The organism is Bacillus sp. JJ1609 (assembly GCF_036967045.1).
GTDB lineage: Bacteria > Bacillota > Bacilli > Bacillales > Cytobacillaceae > Mesobacillus.
This window is the reverse complement of the sequence record NZ_JBALSS010000004.1, coordinates 1-20,377: the sequence shown is the minus strand read 5'-3', so window position 1 is coordinate 20,377 and position 20,377 is coordinate 1. Positions and strand designations below refer to the sequence as shown.

Here is a 20,377-nt window from a genome sequence, read left to right as displayed (position 1 = left end):
TAGAGTCTAGACGATTGTCTATTGAATCAAATCGTTTCATAATTTGCTGTAGAATTTCCTCCATTTTTCTCACCTCCTTTTGCTCCAATTATACTCCGCAGCATAGTGCTTGTCATCACTCCAGCATAATAAAAAGAGGGTCATACAGCCCGTCGCTCTAACACTTTAAAGCGCCGGGGGTCAGACCCCCAGCGCTTTAATGCGATGTTGCATTGGCGTTCTTTATTATTGTTGAATGACTTGGATGTCTTCGATGATCCATTTGTCTGTTTCGTATTTGAATAGGAAAATGAGGTTTTGTTTTCCGTTCAAGTCGCTGTCCTGGAACTGGGTCAGTTGGTATTCTGTATCTGATATTTTTTCGAAAAGGTAAGGGTTCTCTGGCCAGAAAATGGGTGGGCCATCCATAGGCAGGTTGTATAAGCCATCCGCCTTTTCTTTCACCCTGAAACTAAAAGTAGCTTCGACTTGTTCCCTTGACACGAAATCTGTAAATAATGCGTAAAAATCTTCTTTCGTGTTATACGCTTTGAATTTAAAATCATTGGTGTTATGGGAATCCGCAAAAGCCTCGTCCATTACGGTTTTGTATTTTTCTAGTAAAGCGACCGCCTTATCTTCGTCAAAAGCCATTCTTGCTTTTGCCTCTTCTTCAGACTTTTGAACTCCTTCCAACTCGCTGATATATTGATCCAGCAGCACGGTGTGTCCTTTAGCTTCTAATATAGACTGCACAATTTTATAAAAATCAATATCACTCATTTCTCCAAACTGCTCAACGGTCTGGTAAAAGCCCTCATCTTGCCACATTAGCACTTGGTGGTCCTCAGTAATTTGATAGACCTGGCCTGTTAAATCGTCAGCCAGTTCAATTTCTTTCTCCAACTCACCTTTAATTTCTGGCATACCTTCCTGCATTCCGTAAGTGAAATATTCGTTTTCATTGGTTTCTTTTACATAAAAATGCTCGTACGTATTCTCTTTCGTGCGTGTATATTTAAAAACATAACCCGCAGGAATATAGGAGGGATTCACAAGTGTAGGTTTTTCCTTAACGATTTCTGTATCATTTCCTGGCTGAGGTAAAATTAAATCCGAATCAGGGCTACGTCCAGGATTAGGCACAGGGTTAGCCTGATCCTGCAGGCTGTTGTTGACAATATAATATATACCTACTGAAAATAGCAGGACAGCAGCCAAGCTTAAACTCCTTGGAACAACAGTCGAAAAGGCAAATCCAGACCTTTTGCGGCTGGCACGGCTACTCGTATTTTCAAGAACAGTCATCCTCATATTTTCGGTAAAAATATAATCAGCCAATTCTCCCTTTGAGAGATTTTCCTTTAGATTCTTGATTTGGTTCTCCATAATTCTCACCTCTTTCTATTAATTGATCCTTTAACAAGTTCTTGGCTTTGGTAAGGCGTGATTTCACAGTATTAATGTTTAGATTGCAGATTTCACTGATTTCTTTTAGTGAGCATTCCTGATAATAGAATAAGAAAATGACTTCACGGTATTTCATAGGGAGCAGAAACATAGCATCCGCAAGCTCCTGGTTTTCAGCCTGATCCATGATTTGTTTTTCCGGACTAGCCTGTGAACCTGTTAAAAGGGAAGATAAATAGCCGCTAACGTGAATCTTCCGATGGTGCCAGCTCCTTAAATAGTCTTTGCAATGGTTCGAGGCAATCCGGTAAAGCCATGTATGAAGGGATGAATCGCCCTTAAAAGTATCCAGTTTCTCATAGCATTTAATAAAAATTTCCTGTGTTAAGTCCTCAGCAGTTTGCCTGTTCCTGACATAGGAATAAGCCAAATGAAGAACCCGAGTCCCCTGTTCAGTCATCAGTTGATTAATCGTTTCATGGTGTTCCATGATCTCACCCCATTCCCTAGCACACATGATGCACAATTGTTTACTATTTAGACGGAACAACATTTACATAAGTTTATCAATTTACCAAAATTATAAAAAATAGGAAATCGATTTATTACTATACCGCATTAACTCGCTGGGGGTCTGACCCCCGGCGCGGTGATGTGTTAAAGTGAAACGGTTTTGTAAGGGAATTTATTCTTGAGGTTTCTAGCTTTTAATGGGTGGTGGAGGAATCGCTTTTATAAGAGGAGCAAAAATTAATTGCCTTATAGTGTATCAAAAAATGAGGCGGAGATTGTGGAATAAAATAACGGTGCCTGACCCCAGTCGCGATGAAGCTTAAAGCGCTGGAAGTCAGGCACCGTTTTTTAGTCGATGCTTATTAATCATTTTCTTTTGGCTTTCGTGCTTTATTGCTGATTACTTCTAATAACATTAGTTTCTGTTCCTGACTTAACATGCTCCAGCTTCCTGCTTTGACTTTCATTTAAAACACTCCTTTAGTGTAATGTATTTTTTTGGATTTTGTTTTCTTAATCCTCTTATACCGCCTTTTTTAAAAAATGAAACAAACTAAATTTCTACAAATTACCAAGATGCTTAGCAGCTAAAAGTAGAATTTTGTCGAATTTCAGCTTAGGGAAGGTACTTAAAGGTAGTTTGATAGACGAAAAGTACGCTCAGTCAATCTTTTTCGGCATGAATTTGTAAAAACAAGCCAAATTTATTGTCGTGCAAAAGTTTGAAACGAAAGGTAAAAATCCTCCGACTAACATTGTGTAAAGCAAAACATATAAACAATCGGGGGCATGAAAAATGGATGCAGTAGCAAAACGGTTTTTTATTGGGCTTGGAATATTTGCATTGGCGGCAATGGTTTTCTTAGGTACATGGCAGCAAAAAGCAGAAGCGAGCGTATCTTGGGGTCAAGAGGTAGCAGAGGTAGCAAAGCTTTATAAAGGTGTGAAATACAAGTGGGGCGGTAAGACACCAAAGCAAGGTTTCGATGCATCTGGCTTCACTCAATTTATCTATGACGACTCTGCTGCACATATAAAGTTGCCGCGTACGTCTCAGGGACAATATAAAGTAGGCGAGAACGTGACCATAAAGGATCTTCAAGAAGGCGATTTAGTGTTCTTTAATACTAACGGTAAAGGCGTTTCATTCGTAGGGATCTATCTGGAAAAAGGCAACTTCATCGCTGTTACAGTCTCAAAGGGAGTCTCCATTCAATCCATGGACTCAAAATACTGGAAAACAAAATATGTAGGGGCAAAACGCGTGTTAAAACAATATTAGACGCACGTTCTGAGCACTCCCCAACACACTAACGCATTAACCCGCTGGGGGTCTGACCCCCAGTGGGTTAATGCGTTAAAGGGGAACTACAAGCAGCAATCCATATTTTGGGACATGTTTTGTGCAAGTGAAAATATACTGTATAAACAATAGAAAGGAGTGATATTTTGTTATCTTCAATTGCTGATCGTTTATCAAGAGGAGTACAACGTTTTTTGCCTGATGCTTTCGTCATAGCGGTGCTTCTCACTCTGTTCGTCTTTATTGTTGGCTTTCTCACCAATCCTGCGGAACCGATCACACTGGTGAAATCGTTTGGGGATGGCTTCTGGGTGTATCTTGCATTCACTATGCAGATGGTTCTTCTCCTGATGACAGGTATGGTATTAGCATCTGTTCCTTTTGTTAAAAGAGGACTTGAATCTCTTGCCTCCCTTGCGAACACCCCGAATAAAGCATATGTTTTAACATTTACTGTTACGGCTATTGCTTATTACATTAACTGGGGTCTAGCAGTTGTAGTTGGAGCAATTCTCGTGCGTGAAGTCGGAAAGCGAAATCAAAATGCCCATTTTCCACTTCTTGTTGCCGCAGCCTACTCGCCAACGGTTTTATACACCGCTGGTCTTTCCAGCTCGATTGGTTTGACTGTAGCAACAAAGGATCACTTTTTAGCAGAAGTAATGGGGGTAATCCCAACATCCGAAACCATCTTCAGCTTTTCAACCATAATTATTTTTCTAGCTCTATTCCTAACGATGCCGGTAATCATCTGTCTGATGGCTCCAAAGACAAACATTAAGCCTTATGTTGCCAGAGAAGTTTCACCTAAGAAAAAGGAAACGGATGAAGTCGAGGAAAATACTCCAGCGCTAAAATTGGAGAGAACTCCGATCCTCGGAATCCTCACAGGAGCAATAGGTCTTATTTATGTTGTGAACGAATTTATCAATGGCCGTGACTTAGACTTAAATATAATCAATATCATGTTCCTGTCACTCGGACTTCTATTCCATAGGTCCCTAGGGCAATTTGGAGAAGCTTTTAAAGAAGCTGCTGGTTCTACATCACCAATCATCTTGCAATTCCCATTCTATGCAGGGATTATTGCATTGCTGGGAAGCTCTGGGCTTGGCCAGGCAATTATCGATGGTATGGCATCAGTGGCAAATAAAGAAACGTTTGATATCTTTACGTATTGGTCAGCAGGTGTAGTCAATATGCTAGCTCCTTCAGGCGGAGGTCAATGGGCGCTTCAAGGACCGCTTCAAGTTCCTGCAGGGATGGCATTAGGTGTAGACCCTGCAACCATTGCCATGGCTGTTGGCTGGGGAGATGCCTGGACCAACTTGATCCAGCCATTTTGGGCCCTGCCTATCCTAAGTGTCGTCGGACTTCATATCCGTCATATCATGGGTTATTGCTTCCTGCTCGCAATCTGGGTTGGAGCACTCACTACAGTACTCATGTTATTCGTCTACTAATAAAGAAGGCTGTGCCCCATCGCACTAACGCATTAACCCGCTGGGGGTCTGACCCCCAGCGGGTTAATGCGTTAATTGGGTGCAGTTTGTATATCCAGTTATTTGCCATGTTTATTTATTTGCTCAATGAGGTAAATAGATTGAACTTGGATTCCTTTGAGGTTAAGAGTCCATTTTTTGAAGATTAGGTGAAATTAGTGGCTTTTAAGAATTGATTTTCATAAATTAAAGCAAGAAAGTTATTAAATCCTTGAAGCTAGCAGGTCAGTTATTTGTAACCTCACTGTAATACGCATGAAAAGGTCTTCTACTATAATAGTAGAAAATTGTTCACAAATATATTAACTGGAATTCTATTTACAATTATTCTAGTTTTATATAAAATGTTTATATTGAATTCAGGAGGTCCTTGTCATTGGAACAACAGATGAAACAGGCGGAGTATAATCAGGAACTCTTTTTTGATGCAATAAAAAAAGCATATGAAAAAGGCATGAACGAGAAAGAAATGACAGTGCAGAAAATAGTCGAAGACTTAAAAAACGACTTAAAAAATACTCTATTAAGATAAACAAAGCAAATGGATGCGCCTAGAAGCCGCCATTTGCTTTTTTTTGAACCTCAACATTTTATCCCTTTACCGCTTTACTCCGCCGGGGGTCAGACCCCCAGTCCTTTAAAGTATTAACGCGCCGGGGGTCTGACCCCCGGCGCGTTGGTGCGTAAAAGCCTTCATCTCTCTTATTATGAATTTCCCTTGTTAATTGAATTTGTGTTCGTTATAATCTTAATATACAGAAAATTGTATATTGATGTCGAGGTTGTGTGGTATGAGTCGAATTGATGAGAGTTTATATTCTAAGAATGGTTTAGCAGCTAGGTATATCGCCAGGGAATTGATTGATATTTCCGCTGGACAAAGGATTCCGCGGGTAAGTGATTTTACGGAGAAGCTTGCACTTGGAAGGGGTACGGTCCAGGGGGCTTTGAAGGTCCTTGAAGATATGCGGGCAATCAAGCTTGAATCGCGAGGGCATCTAGGTACATTCCTGTTAAAAAGGGACCTCAATCTGCTTTACGAGATTGCTGGCATCGGCCCGGTCATCGGCGTTATGCCCCTGCCATACTCGCGTAAATATGAAGGGCTTGCAACGGGAATTATCGAGATGCTTGAAAAAATCAACAAAAGAACTGGCCTTGCCTATATGAGAGGGGCAATTCCGCGTGTTGAAGCCCTTAAATCCAGACGCTATGACTTCGCCATCATGTCGCTCCTAGCAGCAGAAGAAGCCATCACAAAGTTTGAAGGTCTAGAAATCAATAAAACATTCGGTCCAGGATCCTATGTAACCTCCCATAAAATCTTTTTTTCAAATAAACGCTTCTCAAAGATTGAAGATGGAATGAAGGTTGGGATTGACTATTCATCCGTTGACCAGGCTGAAATCACTTTGCTGGAGTGTGAAGGAAAAAAGGTTGAGCTCGTAGAGGCCGGATATATGCAGCTTTTCTCGATGCTGACGAAAGGAATCATCGATGCGGCCGTGTGGAATGCGGATGAAGAAAAAACATTGCAAACCTTCCCGTTATCAGATTTTTATTCGCCAAAAGCAAGAGAAATTGCCGCAAAGGCAACAACAGCAGCAATGATCGTAGAAACATCCCGTGCAAGAATAAAAGAGCAGCTTGAACTGCTGGACACAAAGGAAGTAATCCATATCCAGCAGGAAGTAGTCTCAGGTAAAAAGTATCCTCATTACTAAGAAACTGAAGTTCTGGTTTCTTTGTAATCTTAATATACTAAATACTGTATACTGGAGGGAAAATCTAAATGAACTTAATTCAATTAAAAGAAAGATTAAAAATCCTCGCTGAAAACAATGTCATTTCTTTTCGATCTGCTGAGCTTACTACCCGGGCATTCATACATCTTCAGCAAGCTCTGCATACTGAAGATATCCCAAATTCAGAGATGCTGTTTACCCACCTGTCAACGGCAATTACAAGAATTGAAAGGGGTGAAGAAATCGGAGCTCCAATGCCTGAAATCCTCACTGAATTAAAAACATCTATGTATTATTCAGAAGTGGTGCAACAAGTTAATTTTATCGAAAATCTTTACGGAAGTATTTTGCCAACGGAAGAACTGGACTATTTAATGATTCATTACTCAAATGTATATCAGCAAAATGAAGGAGGAAACAACGAATGAAAATAGTAATTGGCGGACAAGTTGACAAAAAAGAGATTGAAAGTTTAGTAAAGGAATTTGACAGCAGCATTGAGACTGTCATTAAATCCGACCTTGATGCAGCAATGGCTCTTAAAACTGGACAAGTTGATTACTATCTTGGTGCCTGCCATACAGGCGGCGGAGGAGCGCTCGCAATGGCTATTGCCCTGGTTGGAAAGCCAAAATGCGAGACCGTCTCCATGCCTGGAAGGAAGCCTGATACACAGAAGGTTGTAAGCGCTGTCTCAGAAGGTAAAGTGGCATTCGGTTTTACAGCTGACCATAAGGAAGCAGCAGTACCAATGATCTTAGAAGCTATAAAAAATAAAAACGAATAAATAGGCAGGGGGAAAATAAAGATGGAAATGATTTTTATCGTCTTGATCGGTGCTGTCGCAGCAGTATTGGCAAACAGAAATATTGCTGTATTTAATGATGGACTGCGGCCAATCGTTTCGGAGCACGTAGAGGGAACCCTTACCCGAAGAGATCTAGCTTTCACGGCATTTGCAATGAGCTTTGGACTTGTAATCGGCTTCGGGATACCATTCACGCTGTCCGCGAGTATCATCCTCGTCCATAGTATTTTGCTAGGAACGGATATTATCGGTCTTTTAACGCCGAAAAATAAATGGGGAACACCAGCTGCAGCTGTGATTGGCGGAGCATATGGTGCTGGCTTGCTTGTAGGGCTTGAAGGTTTTGTAAAATTGTTTGACCACCTGCCATTGAATTTCCTTGATGCAATGGGACAGGTAGGCGCACCGGTTGTTGTAGCGTTCATGGCTTTCCCTGCGCTTGCAGTTGCAATGCAATTCAGCGTGAAAAAAGGGGTAATCACATTTTTGGTATCGGCTCTTGTAAGGCAGTTAGCAGTATGGCTTAACACAAGCAAGCTATTAATGGTTTCAGGCACAGCGATTACATTGAACCAAGAAGGTATGGCACTTATAACTGGAATGATCTTTTTATTAGTTTTTGCAATGAAGGAAAAGCGTGAAGAAGGCTCATCGATTGATTTAGCTGCTGTCTTCAGTGACAAAGTAGCAAAAATCAGGGGCAATGTCGTTTATTTCATGATCATCGGCGGCTTGATTGCCGCTGCTACTAATCTTGCAGTAATGGCAGGGGATCCGATTTCCCTGAACCTTTTAGCTGAAGGTAAAAATACAGACGCTGGAATCGCGGCTGCAGCCCGTGCGCTGGGATTCATCCCGCTCGTAGCAAGTACAGCAATCGCAACGGGTGTTTACAGCCCGGTTGGTTTCACATTGATTTTCGTTGTTGGACTTTTCTCACCTAATGTTTGGGTAGCATTGATTGGCGGAGTCATTATCATTTTCGGAGAAGTCATGCTATTAAGCTCTATCGCTAGATTCCTAGATAAATACCCTGGAGTCCGTAATTCTGGCGAAAATATCCGCAGCGCCATGACAAAGATTCTCGAAGTCGCTCTATTAATCGGCGGTGCGAATGCAGCAAACACGATCGCTCCTGGATTTGGCTTCTTCTTTATCGCAGGCTTCTACCTGCTGAATGAAGTAGCGGGCCGCCCAATCGTCCGTATGGCAGTTGGGCCTGTGGGCGCAATCGCTGTTGGTATCATCGCAAACATCCTGGTTGCATTGGGACTTATGGTGATTCCGCAGTAATCAAAGTGTGGTTGGATATATGGCGATTCTGCAAAGCCACAATCAATTTTGCTCACAAAATAACCTTTGGGACTCAAAAAGTCCCTCAATAAAATAACCCCAAAGTAGCTGCTGATAACTCAATAATTTGAGAGGACTTATTAGTAGCTACTCGTCTATGGAAAAACTTCGATAAGAATGGAGTGCAGCAGGATGATCCAAACTGTTTTAGGTAAAATCAGGCCGGAGGATCTTGGGATTTGCTCGGTGCATGAGCATTTGTCGATCGATCTTTCGAGGATAAAAAAGGATCCGGATACCATTTTAGACGATGAGCCTGGCATGCTCGAGGAATTGGAGTATTTCCATCTAGAAGGCGGCATGGCCATGGTGGAGGTGACGAATGATGGAATGGGCCGTGACGTACTGCGGCTAAAGCGGCTCAGTGAAAAATCGGGCGTCCATATCATTGCCTGCACTGGTTTTTATAAGGATCCGTTCATACCGGAATATGCTCAAAATTGGACCGCTGCCCAATTTGCAGAGCATTTTATCAAAGAAGCCACAGAAGGAATCGATGGGACAGGGATCTTGCCTGGAGTCATCGGTGAAGTCGGGACAAGTAAAAATGAAATCAAGCCGATTGAGCGGGAACTGCTGATTGGCGCTGCGCTTGCTGGCAAGGAGACGGGTCTGCCCGTGACGACCCATACCACTCTTGGGACACTCGGCTATGAACAGGTTCAGCTCCTGACAGCGCAAGGGCTTTCAACCGAACAAATCATTATTGGGCATCAGGACTTGAATCCTAATTTTGATGAAGTATTGGCTGTCCTAGAAACCGGGGTCTATATTGATTTTGACACGATCGGAAAAAATAATTACCGGCCAGATGAGGAGCGGGCAGAGTTTTTACTTGAATTCATCAAGCGAGGCTTTGAAAAACAAATCCTGTTATCCGCTGACCTGACGAGGAAATCACACTGGAAAAAGCACGGCGGTCCCGGATACGGACTCGTCTTGAGAGATTTCATTCCGAAGCTACGGGGGCAAGGTGTTACCCAGGAAACGATTGATCAATTATTGATCTCAAATCCAGCAAGGGCTTTTACCATAAAGGAGAGATCGTAAATGTCTAGCTATGATGCGAAGAAATTGAAATACGCAGAATCGGTTTTGCCGAGTCTGTCTATTGAAGAAGCAAAAACACTGCAATTCAAGCTTGTCCATATGATGAGCCGGCATTTTGAAGGAAAGCAATTTTTATCGATGGGGGACTTGGGCGTGTCGCCAAAGTGGAAGCGTCCTGAGCAAACATATCGGGTGGAACGCGCGATTGCGGACTTTTTTGAAACGGAAGAATGTGCACTTGTAAGAGGCGCAGGGACTGGAGCGATCCGCATTGTGTTGAGCACGCTGCTTTCAGCTGGCGATAAAATGCTCATTCACTCTGCTCCAGTTTACACAACAACGAAAGAGACAATCCGTATCCTTGGCATCCAGACGGAGAAAGTCGATTTTAACGAGCTCGCTTCAGTAAAGGAAGCGGTCATGAATACGGATGCAAAAGTGTTTTACATTCAGCATGCGCGCCAGCAGCCGACCGATACCTACCATTTAAAAGAAGTAATCCAGGCGGTAAAAACAGTACGTTCTGACCTGCCGATTGTGGTCGATGATAATTATTGCGCCTTCAAAACCAAAGGAATCGGCGTGGAATACGGCGCGGATTATTCCACTTTTTCAGGGTTCAAGGTGCTTGGTCCGGAAGGTGTGGCCATCATTGTCGGGAAAAAAGCCGGGCTGGACGTCATTCATGAACGGAATTATTCAGGCGGCGGACAAGTCCAAGGATATGAAGCGATGGAGCTTCTGAGGATGATGACCTTTGCACCTGTCTCACTGGCTATTCAGAACGAGCAGGTCGAGGAGCTTTGCAAGCGTTTAAATGAAGGAGAAGTGCCGGGAATTAAGGCGGCGTACATGACAAATGCCCAATCGAAAAACGTCATCGTTGAGCTGGAAATGCCAGTTGCGCAGAAGGTCATTGCTTTAAGTGATAGCAACGGGGCAGCCACACACCCAGTTGGTGCCGAATCTAAATATGAAATTATCCCGATGATCTATCGCGTATCTGGAAGCTTTATCGAGGCACAGCCTCAGCTGAAGGAATACGGACTGCGAATCAATCCGATGAAGGCCGGTGCGGAAACGATCATCGATATTTTGAAAAAAGTAATCCCGGCAGCCCAGCTGGACTAATTTTAAATGCGGAAAGCTGGTTTTATAAAAAAATCGAAAACAGCCTACACCAAAGAATCCCATGTTAAAGGGGGGAGCTTCGTGTTTTTAGATGTGACAAAAAGAAGGAATCCAAAGTTGATCCAGGCGGGCGTGACGCTGCATCAGAAGGGGCAGATTCCGCCGAATACGTATGTGATCGATATGGATATTTTACAGGAAAACGTTAAGGTGCTTGCGGAAACAGCAAATGCTTATGGAATCCAGCTTTATTTTATGAGCAAGCAGCTGGGAAGATTGCCGCAAATCGGGATGATGATTTCCGAGAATGGCATTGAAAAAGCTGTCGCTGTTGAATTTGATGAAGGAAAAACACTGTTTGAAGCTGGCGTTAAAATCGGCAATATCGGACATCTTGTCCAGCCCGGAAAAAATCAGTGGAGTGAGGTTTTATCGTGGAATCCCGAAGTGGTCACCATTTTTTCCACAGAGCGAGCCAAGCAGGTGTCTGAGGAAGCGGTTAAGCAAGGAAAAGTACAGGACATCCTTGTTAAAGTTTATGGAGCTCAGGACCTTATTTACCCGGGGCAGGAGGGAGGTTTCATGCTGGAGGACCTTTCTGCTGAGCTTACCGAACTGTCCGCACTCCCGGGAATTCGGGTAGCCGGCGTAACGACGTTCCCGAACTTCCAGCTTGCATCAAGCAAGGAGGATATGGAGCCGACTGAGAATTTCTACACATTATTAAAAGCAAAGCAAATCCTTGAGGAGCATGGATTTGCGGTTGACCAAGTGAACGGGCCAAGCGCAACCAGCTGCGAAACGATTCCGTTTTTAGCAAAAAGCGGAATTACTCATGGAGAGCCGGGACATGCGTTGACAGGGACAACACCACTGCATGCTTATCGAGATTTGCCGGAAAAGCCCGCCGTGATTTATGTAACAGAAGTATCGCATGAGGATAAGGACTATTACTATGTCATCGGCGGGGGATACTATGGCCGCTCTAATATTACAGGCTGCCTTGTGGCGGACAATGACGCGGATATTTTGGAGTGCTCAGTACCAGCGTATGAAGTTTCACCAGAAGCGATTGACTATTATGGTCGAATCGGCAAGCCAGAAGCTTTTTCTGTAAAAATTGGCGACACAGCGGTGTTTGCATTCAGGACTCAGCTATTCGTTACTCGAGCTCACATTGCTCTTGTAAAAGGAATCCAAAGCGGCAAGCCGGAAATCGTCCACTTTGAAAGGAAGTGGTAGTGGTGGCAAAGCTGATTTTGCTTGTCATTGACAGCTTCGGGATTGGGGCAATGGATGATTGCGGGGAGTTCAATTCGGCAGATTGCAGGGCGAATACTTATAAACATATTCGTGAAACGGTTCCTGGCCTGAAGATACCGGCTATGTATCGATTGGGCCTTGGAACGCTCGTTGATGGTACGGAACCACCGCTTACCGCATATGGCCGCTCTGCACTTGCCCATCATGGAGCTGATACATATCTTGGACACCAGGAGATTGCCGGCAGCTGTCCAAAACAGTCAACGAAAAGGGTGATGAAGGACATTCATGGAAAATTGGCAGATGCCTTGGGTCATGCAGGGTACCAGGTCAGCTATCCGTGGGCAGACCGTCCGGTGTTTGTTGTCAATGATGCCTGTGTAGTAGGGGATAATCTTGAATCATCGCTTGGCAACATTATCAATCTATGTGCAGATTTTAACAAAATGCCATTTGAAGAGTTAAAAAAGGTCGGCAGAATTGTCAGGGAAAACGTTGATACGAGCAGGGTGATCGCCTTCGGAAGTCCCCGGACTTCACTTGAGCATATTCTGTCAGTGGTCAAGGAGAAGAACCCGGGACAATGGGGCGTTGATGCCCCGAAAGCCAGAGTGTATGGGGAAGGCTATGATGTCTATCATATGGGTCACGGCGTGAATATCGACGGACAGTTACCGATGATCGCTGCGAGAAACGGCCTGAAGGTTTATAGAATAGGCAAAACCGCAGATGTGCTCCATGGTGAAGGTCCTGCATATCCAGTCGTGGACACGAAAGAAGTGCTTAGGATCCTTAAGGAAACGTATGAAGCAGAGAAGGACGAGGCAGCATTCCTGGTCAACGTTCAAGAAACAGACCTGGCAGGACACGCGGAAGACCCGGAATGGTATGCGGAAATCCTGAATTACACAGACGCATGGGTGGAAAAGTTCCTGCCCATAATGGAAGAGGAAGACATCATCATCATCATGGCGGATCATGGAAACGACCCAACAATCGGACACTCCAACCACACACGCGAATACGTGCCAATCATGATTTACGGAAAGCAAGTCCGACAGACTAACATCGGCACACGCCAATCCATGGCAGACATCGGAGCCACCATGAGCGCCTTCTTCAACCTGCCTCCAACCAACCAGGGCACAAGCTTCCTCAATCAAATACTAAATGGGAATAAAAAGAGTAACACATCACCGCATTAACGTCCTGGGGGTCAGACCCCCAGGACGTTAATGCGGTGGAGCGTCGGGGTACTATGAATCTACTTTTCTATTACGACCCCCATAAACCGGCGAAAAAAGTCGATTTGTATTTATGTAGAGAGTTATGATATGGTAGTTATGTTACTTTCGTGCAGTACAGTATGTGTTTAGGGGGTTCCTTAAATAGTGTTAAAAGATCTTGCTCCAGGCGTAAAAATAAGCATTTCCAGGTCGATTTCAAAGTCATTTGAGCAGTATATGAGCAGAATTGGCTGGGATGAAAATAAGTATAGCCTTGAGGACTTTATCAAGGAATGGCGTGAGTACATCATTAACTCTTCATCATGGTACAGCCAGCTAAGTGAGGAAACGAAGGCTGATCCTGTCTTTCATGAAGAACTCGCCGCAAAGATCAATGAAACAATCGAAAAAATCTTCAATGAAGAACCTACTCAGGAACAAATTGAAGAGATTGAAAAGCTGCAGCAGCAGCAAGGCAAAGAATTCGATTACTCTTGCAAAATGGAAGCAAAGTATATCGTCGATACGCAAAAAAACTAAGCTCATTTAAAGAGCAGAAATATAAAAAAGCAGTGCAATACGATTGATTAACTCAATACATCATTACTTTCATGTAAAATCATGAAGCTTGCCATATATATTTCTAAAAAAGGCAGTCCCAGCAGTATGGGGGCTGCCTTTTTACTATTCATCAATCTAATCCCTCCCCTGCTAAACCTTCCTCTAAATCAATCTTTTATTAACAACATGAGTATTTCAAAATAATATCTTTCCAATATATGAAACCTTACCCTGCTTTCATACGTCTGTAAAATATGGAAACAATATACTAAAAATTACTCGTCTTGTGTTAAAATTTTACAAGTACAGCCGATACTTACATTATTGAGCAATAAAAATAGCAGTAAAAGAAGAGGTACTTACTATGAAACGACTAGCAGCTTTATTATTGAGTGTGGCAGGAATGATCAGCCTGATTCCGGGACAGGCCGGCGCTGCAGAAACGGCCTTCTCGGATCTGACCCGGAGCCACTGGGCTTATCATGACATAAGCTTTCTGACGGAGAAGGAAGTAATCATGGGCTTTGATGGCAAGTTTTTGCCAAACAATACAATTACACGGCTCGATGCGGCAGTCATGATGGGACGGGCGATGCAGTTGAACGCTCCTGCTGAACCGACGGCAGCAGTCCCTACAGATATGTTCCTGACAACTAGGGGATATAACGAGGTGCTCGCTGGCATCGAAAAAGGAATGTTTGCCTTGAACGAAAACGGGGCATTCCAGCCGAATGAGCCATTGACAAGGAAAGATATGGCGCGTGCCATAGCGGCAGGGTTCGATTACCAGGGCAAAGGCCAATCGGTTTTCACAGACATTCCTTTAACCGATCCAAACTATCCATACATTGATGCTATTGCTGCCAATAAAGTGACCACTGGATACAGCGACGGCACATTTAGGCCGGAACTTCCAGTGGACCGCCTCCAGTTCTCGGTTTTCCTGGCACGTATCTACAATAAGCCATTGGAGTACACCGTCAAGCAGGATGGAGTCACGCTTCACACCGTCAGAGACGCGGAAGAGGCAATAAGCCTTGCTTTGAATTATCCAAAAGCGACTGTTCATCCTGTGAGTAATACGCTCGTTACATATTCTGAAAAAACAGGAGCACTTAGCGAAACTGGAATTCGCAACGGAGCGCTGATTTATAATGGAGCGGAGCGCACGATTCCGTTCACTCCAGAATTCTTTAGGCCGTACATAACCCCGAATGGAAGCTGGGGTACATTGTTTGATACCTTTATCCTGTTAGGCCGCAGCTATCCAGGAGGCGAATTTGGAGTCCACGCTAAAAATAATGCCAATTATTCTGATTGGTGGTGGTACCTTAATGAGACATTTGCCGACCATGGAGCTCTGAAAAATCTGAACGAATCAGCAAAAGGCCTGCAAAAAACAGTGAATGTTTATATCACGATTCCGTACCCGAAAATGGGCGGAACCATTGTCGACCTTGAAGGCAAGGAGCATCCAAACTCAATGGCCGAGCGCGAAAAATTAGTTGCCTGGTACATTGATCAAACTGAAATGCTGTGGGATGTCGCCGGATATACAAATCTTAACTTCAAGGGGTACTACTGGTTAAGTGAAACGATGGGACACCGCGAGGACGAGAAGCTTATAAACGATATTGCTGATAAGATTCACGATAACAACAAGTATTTTATTTATTCGCCGCATGCGACATCATCCAATTTTCAGCATTGGAAAAATTACGGATTTGACGGAGCTTATCTTCAGCCGAATGCATTCAGGCTAAAACTAACGGACACACCGGCCCGCCTTCACAGAGCCTTCCTTCAGGCGCAAATCTATGGGAGTGGGATCAATCTCGAAATAGACCAATATGGCCCTTATCAAATGGAAGCAGGGCTGCAGAACTTTAGGCAATACATCGACATGGCTCACCGCTATGGATTGCCAGGCCAATCTCTGATCGTCTACGAGGGTGTGGGCATGGTCGACCGAATGGTGAAATACTGGAACCAGCCATCCTACTACCAAGCCTATCAGCTGTTGAGCAGCTTGGCGTACCAATAAAAAGCAAGGTGCCTGCCACCTTGCTTTTTTATGCCTTTGAAGAATGCTTCAGCTGGTAATTGGTTTCTTCTCATCGTGACATGATTTCCTCTTTTAGAAAAACGAATTTTGAAACGAGCAGGTCAGGCTATCTTAAGGTGAAAATGATAAATCGAGGGACATTACATATGAAAAAGTCATTAAAAATTATCTTGATAACCTTACTAGTGAATGGGCTTTTCATTGGAGGTTTGGTGCTTTTTGTTATCCATTCTGTAAAACCGGAAAAATTCGACCCGAAAACATGGACTAGTAATCCCGATGATCGACGGGATATGGTAAGTGACTTATTATCCAACACGGAGTTAAAAGGAATGTCAAAATCAAAAATAGTTAAGCTCTTAGGGCAGCCGGAAAATAGTTATTTTAAGGAATCTGACAACATCGTTTACCTATTAGGTGACGAGGGTGGCTTAATCAGTATCGATAGGGAATGGCTGATCATATGGTTTGATGAAGGAAATCGCGTGTCTAATTATGAAATTAACATTGATTAGACTATTAGGTTAAAAATATATTTATTCTAAAATGGGGAGGTGACTGCACCTTCCCTTTTTCTGTCAGCAATCAGCCTAGTAATTTAGCCACCCACCACCAAAATTTTATAGCCTATATGTCGCATTTTTAAAAGAAAATCCTGTAAAATTTTAACCCATACTCTTCCAACTACTCCAAAATTACTTCTTTCCCCAAAATCAAACAATATGAAACATGTAATTTATTCCAGTTATTTCGCCAAAAAACGTTGATAAATCAGTAATTCGCTCGTAATCTCCTAATTTCTGTAACAAGTTTCCCCTTTTTATAGCTAAATTGGATGATTCAGGCACCATTTCCATGTGTTAAAATGTAGAAAAAAGACGAAAGGAGCAGACGAGAATGAAGCGATTTGTCATAAGTATTTTACTAGCTTTGTTGATTCTGCCATTCACAGCGAAAAGCTCCGAAGCGGCTGTTTCCTTTTATGATCTAAACAGTACGCATCGGGCTTATCCAGAAGTTAGTTACCTTGCCGGTGGAAATATAGTCAATGGAACAGGGGGTTATTTTTACCCCAATCGAGAAGTAACCCGGGCTGAAGCAGCAACAATGCTTGGTCGCGCGCTGGGCCTCAATGGAACAAAGCGTGTAACTTGGTTTAAGGATGTCGACAGTGGAAGTTTTGCTTCAGGCTACATACAGTCAGCAGCAGAGAAAAGTGTAATTTCAGGCTACCAGGATGGAACGTTCAGACCTGAAAATCCAGTCACACGTGGCGAAATGGCCATATTGATCAACAGGGCATTCGGATATGGCGGTACTGATACAGTATCGGCAGCCAAAAAGCTGATGGAAAAAGGAATTGCACAGGGGATTACGTCTAGTAATTTCGGTTACGAGTTAAAGATTAAACGAGCAGATTTCTCTATCTTTTTAGCGAGAGCGGTGAATTATAAATATCGCATTAATGCTCAGGTGAATTTCGGAGGAGACCTTCAAGTTAAAGCTGGAGGCGATACATTAAACGTCCGCACAGGTCCATCAACAAACTTCGCTTCTGTTGCATCGCTCTCAGATGGAACAAAGGTAGAAGCAGCTTACCGAGTGGGTGATTGGATATTCATCCGTTCAGGATCTGTTGAAGGACTTGTACGCGGAGATTTTTTAACAGGCTCTTATCCATCCTTCATGAACCCGCCGCTGCCGGCATCAGCACCAAGTCCATTAACCTCACAGATGATCGTCATCGATCCAGGGCATGGAGGACATGACCCAGGTGCGAGCGGCCTTGGACTTCAGGAAAAGGCAGTGGTACTTGATACAGCGTTGAAGGTAAAAGCTCTTCTCGCTAAAACGCCATTCTCTTATAAATTAACTAGAGAAACGGATGTTTATTTAACACTTTCGCAGCGAGTCAGCCTGGCGAAGAGTGTAGGCGGAGATACTTTCGTCAGCATCCATGCAAATGCGCTAAATGGTTCAGCAAATGGTACAGAGGTCTATTACTATAATTCTGCCTATGAAAATCCATATTACTCTGACAGCAAAAAGCTCGCACAAGCGATCCAAAACCGTTTGGTAGCAGCATGGAACACACAAGACCGCGGCATTGACCATGGCGATTTCCATGTCATCAGGGAGAATACCATGCCGGCAGTACTAGTGGAACTTGGATTCATTGATAACAAGGCCGATAACCTGAAACTCGCTTCATCATGGTGGCGCCAGGAAGCAGCAGAAGCGATCTACCTTGGAGTCCTCGATTACTACAAAGCAAAAGGCTATAACGTCTCATACTTATACAATGTTGTAAATTAATTACTCTATGATTTAAAATAAGAACCTATTAAAATAGGAAAGGAGTCTGAATAGTAGACTCCTTTTCTTATATTGAAAAATGGGAACATGGGGACGGTTCTCGTGTATCACATATAAGAAAATCCAGGTCAACCTTACGAAAACAGCTTTAGAAACGGGGAATTAGCATGAAAAAGATGATTGCAGTATTACTGACCTCATTATTGATGACCTCGGCGGCTGCCCCAACCTTTGCTTCGACAGTTGAAATGCAGGCTGAGCAAGAACGTTACATAGTATTTTTTACAAATCCATTGAACACTGAGCTGATTGAGAAAAATGGCGGTGAAATCGTCCAGTCCTACTCGGCAGTTAATGCAGCAACCGTTGTAATGGAAAAATCAAAGCTGGAAGGCCTGCGTGCACTCGGCCTGGTCAGCAGTTTTCAAGCGGAAAATAAATTTGAGGGAAGTGCGCAGACCACCCCTTGGGCTCACGCTAACATCAATATTCCTGCGAAGGTGCCATCCACTTTATCAGGAAAAGGCGTGAAAATCGCCATAATTGACACAGGTGTCGATTCAAACCATCAGGACCTGACGGTAAAGGATGGAACATGTACCCTTGATGATTCCATTAGTCCGGACGCTTGCGATCATGGCTATATCGATGAAAATGGGCATGGGACGCATGTGGCCGGCATCATCGCCGCTAAAAATAACAACATCGGCATTGTCGGTGTTGCTCCCGACGCGGAAATTTATGCGGTTAAAGCGCTCGATGGAAATGGAGATGGCACAACTTCCACGATTATGGCGGGGATCGACTGGGCCATACGCAAGGGTGTCAATATCATCAACATGAGTTTAACGACAGAGTACCCTGACATGGGAATCAAAGCGATGGTAGATAAAGCGAATGCCAATGGAATCATCGTCGTTGCGGCTGCGGGTAATGATGGGACCTTATCTGGAAGCGATGAAACGGTCATGTACCCTGGTAAATTCCCAAGTGTCATTGCAGTGGCTTCTGTAAAATCAGACAATCGCAGAGCATCGACATCAGCAACAGGCGCAGAAATTGAGCTTTCGGCACCAGGCGATATGATTTATTCTACTCTTCCAACACGTGTGGCGGCCGCAGGCTATGGGACGATGAGCGGGACTTCAATGGCGGCTCCGTTTGTAGCCGGGATGGCAGCTCTTTATAAAGAAAAATTCCCGAGCTACACGAATGAGCAAATCCGTTCGCTTTTACAAAAAAATGCGAAGGATCTTGGAATTGCCGGCAGGGATCGCTTATACGGCTACGGACTTATCCAGACAGACACTGTTCCAGTTGAAAACGCACAAGCGCCAATCACATTGGCAAGCACCGGCAATGGTTCCTTCAAATTGAATATGCAGCCGATTTTGGAAAAATATCAGGCTTACTCTATTTACCGTGATGGAAAATTGATTGCTAATAACGCTGCTAGTACAACCTTTGAAGACTACGGAACAAAGGGCGACATAAAGTATACGATCTATCCATGGGCGAACGGATCCATACTCATGGATAAAAAAGATGATGAAACGGTCTCGCTAAGCAGTCCGGCAATACCTGACCTGACCAACTCAGCCTGGTACAGCCGAAACATGATGTACCTATACTCTGCGGGCATCTTAAAAGGGGACGCATCAAACCGTCTGCAGCCATCTAAATATGTCACTCGCGCCGAAGCTGTGGCGATGATGGGAAGAGCGTTAGGATTGGATGGTAAGCAAAGGTCGACCAAGTTCAGCGATGTGCCAAGCAGCAGCTTTGCATCGGGCTATATCCAATCAGCGGTCGAGCGCGGAATTATCAGCGGCCGAGCTGATGGTACCTTCCGTCCGAACGATTTCGTAACCCGTGCGGAAATGGCCATTATGCTATCAAAAGCATACAGCCTCACTAAAGCACCAACCGGCAGCTTCACCGACGTACCAGCAGGAATGGCCGGCTACCAGCAAATTTATAACCTGGCAGCAGCCAAAATCACAACAGGATACCCAGACGGAACCTTCAAACCAACAGAAAAAATGCTCAAATCCAACTACTCCGTCTTCCTGTCCAAAGCAGCAAACCCAGACTTGAAATAGTTAGTTACACACTAAAGCAATAACGCGTTGGAGCGCTGGGGGTCTGACCC

Annotated in this window: 18 protein-coding genes; 16 read left to right on the top strand and 2 right to left on the bottom strand. The window is 43.8% G+C overall.

Translation table 11 applies throughout. The features are described 5' to 3' along the window. Window positions 1-225: 225 nt before the first annotated feature. Together V7654_RS02500 and V7654_RS02495 are read right to left on the bottom strand one after the other, a co-directional pair. A complete protein-coding gene (locus V7654_RS02500) occupies window positions 226-1,368 on the bottom strand; it encodes a DUF4367 domain-containing protein (protein WP_335428219.1) in 1,143 nt (380 codons plus the stop codon). Next, window positions 1,313-1,879, bottom strand: a complete 567-nt coding sequence (locus tag V7654_RS02495; RefSeq protein WP_438825243.1) for a sigma-70 family RNA polymerase sigma factor — start codon at window positions 1,877-1,879, stop codon at window positions 1,313-1,315. Before V7654_RS02495 ends, V7654_RS02500 begins: the two co-directional genes overlap by 56 nt. A gap of 819 nt (window positions 1,880-2,698) precedes the next feature. On the opposite strand from V7654_RS02495, the gene V7654_RS02490 reads away from it, so the two are divergent. From V7654_RS02490 to V7654_RS02415, 16 genes are all read left to right on the top strand, one after another. Then, window positions 2,699-3,184, top strand: coding sequence for a C40 family peptidase (locus V7654_RS02490; RefSeq protein WP_335428215.1), 486 nt, complete (start codon window positions 2,699-2,701; stop codon window positions 3,182-3,184). Window positions 3,185-3,351: 167 nt separating this feature from the next. Continuing rightward, entirely contained in the window at window positions 3,352-4,668 is a 1,317-nt protein-coding gene (locus tag V7654_RS02485) for a short-chain fatty acid transporter (RefSeq protein WP_335428213.1), read from the top strand. Between the two features lie 415 nt (window positions 4,669-5,083). After that, a complete protein-coding gene (locus tag V7654_RS02480) occupies window positions 5,084-5,239 on the top strand; it encodes a hypothetical protein (protein ID WP_335428212.1) in 156 nt (51 codons plus the stop codon). Window positions 5,240-5,498: 259 nt separating this feature from the next. Beyond that, entirely contained in the window at window positions 5,499-6,431 is a 933-nt protein-coding gene (gene yhfZ, locus V7654_RS02475) for a GntR family transcriptional regulator YhfZ (RefSeq protein ID WP_335428211.1), read from the top strand. Window positions 6,432-6,499: 68 nt separating this feature from the next. Continuing rightward, a complete protein-coding gene (locus V7654_RS02470; protein WP_335428209.1) occupies window positions 6,500-6,880 on the top strand; it encodes a PRD domain-containing protein in 381 nt (126 codons plus the stop codon). Further along, complete coding sequence (locus V7654_RS02465) at window positions 6,877-7,239, top strand: DUF2620 domain-containing protein (RefSeq protein ID WP_335428207.1); 363 nt, start codon at window positions 6,877-6,879, stop codon at window positions 7,237-7,239. The genes V7654_RS02470 and V7654_RS02465 overlap by 4 nt, the downstream gene beginning before the upstream one ends. A gap of 21 nt (window positions 7,240-7,260) precedes the next feature. Further along, complete coding sequence (locus tag V7654_RS02460; RefSeq protein WP_335428205.1) at window positions 7,261-8,553, top strand: YhfT family protein; 1,293 nt, start codon at window positions 7,261-7,263, stop codon at window positions 8,551-8,553. Window positions 8,554-8,745: 192 nt separating this feature from the next. Continuing rightward, a complete protein-coding gene (locus V7654_RS02455) occupies window positions 8,746-9,663 on the top strand; it encodes a phosphotriesterase family protein (RefSeq protein ID WP_335428204.1) in 918 nt (305 codons plus the stop codon). Further along, window positions 9,664-10,794 (top strand): aminotransferase class V-fold PLP-dependent enzyme, encoded by a 1,131-nt coding sequence (locus V7654_RS02450; RefSeq protein WP_335428202.1) that lies wholly within the window; start codon window positions 9,664-9,666, stop codon window positions 10,792-10,794. 81 nt (window positions 10,795-10,875) lie between these two features. Beyond that, a complete protein-coding gene (locus V7654_RS02445) occupies window positions 10,876-12,036 on the top strand; it encodes a YhfX family PLP-dependent enzyme (protein ID WP_335428201.1) in 1,161 nt (386 codons plus the stop codon). A gap of 2 nt (window positions 12,037-12,038) precedes the next feature. Continuing rightward, window positions 12,039-13,262, top strand: coding sequence for a phosphopentomutase (locus tag V7654_RS02440; protein WP_335428199.1), 1,224 nt, complete (start codon window positions 12,039-12,041; stop codon window positions 13,260-13,262). A gap of 186 nt (window positions 13,263-13,448) precedes the next feature. Continuing rightward, window positions 13,449-13,823 (top strand): hypothetical protein, encoded by a 375-nt coding sequence (locus V7654_RS02435; protein WP_335428197.1) that lies wholly within the window; start codon window positions 13,449-13,451, stop codon window positions 13,821-13,823. 385 nt (window positions 13,824-14,208) lie between these two features. After that, window positions 14,209-15,888 (top strand): DUF4855 domain-containing protein, encoded by a 1,680-nt coding sequence (locus V7654_RS02430; RefSeq protein ID WP_335428196.1) that lies wholly within the window; start codon window positions 14,209-14,211, stop codon window positions 15,886-15,888. A gap of 167 nt (window positions 15,889-16,055) precedes the next feature. Next, window positions 16,056-16,424 (top strand): hypothetical protein, encoded by a 369-nt coding sequence (locus tag V7654_RS02425; RefSeq protein ID WP_335428195.1) that lies wholly within the window; start codon window positions 16,056-16,058, stop codon window positions 16,422-16,424. 382 nt (window positions 16,425-16,806) lie between these two features. Continuing rightward, window positions 16,807-18,225, top strand: a complete 1,419-nt coding sequence (locus tag V7654_RS02420; RefSeq protein WP_335428193.1) for an N-acetylmuramoyl-L-alanine amidase — start codon at window positions 16,807-16,809, stop codon at window positions 18,223-18,225. Window positions 18,226-18,392: 167 nt separating this feature from the next. Continuing rightward, window positions 18,393-20,327, top strand: coding sequence for a S8 family peptidase (locus tag V7654_RS02415; RefSeq protein ID WP_335428192.1), 1,935 nt, complete (start codon window positions 18,393-18,395; stop codon window positions 20,325-20,327). The last annotated feature ends 50 nt before the right edge of the window (window positions 20,328-20,377 follow it).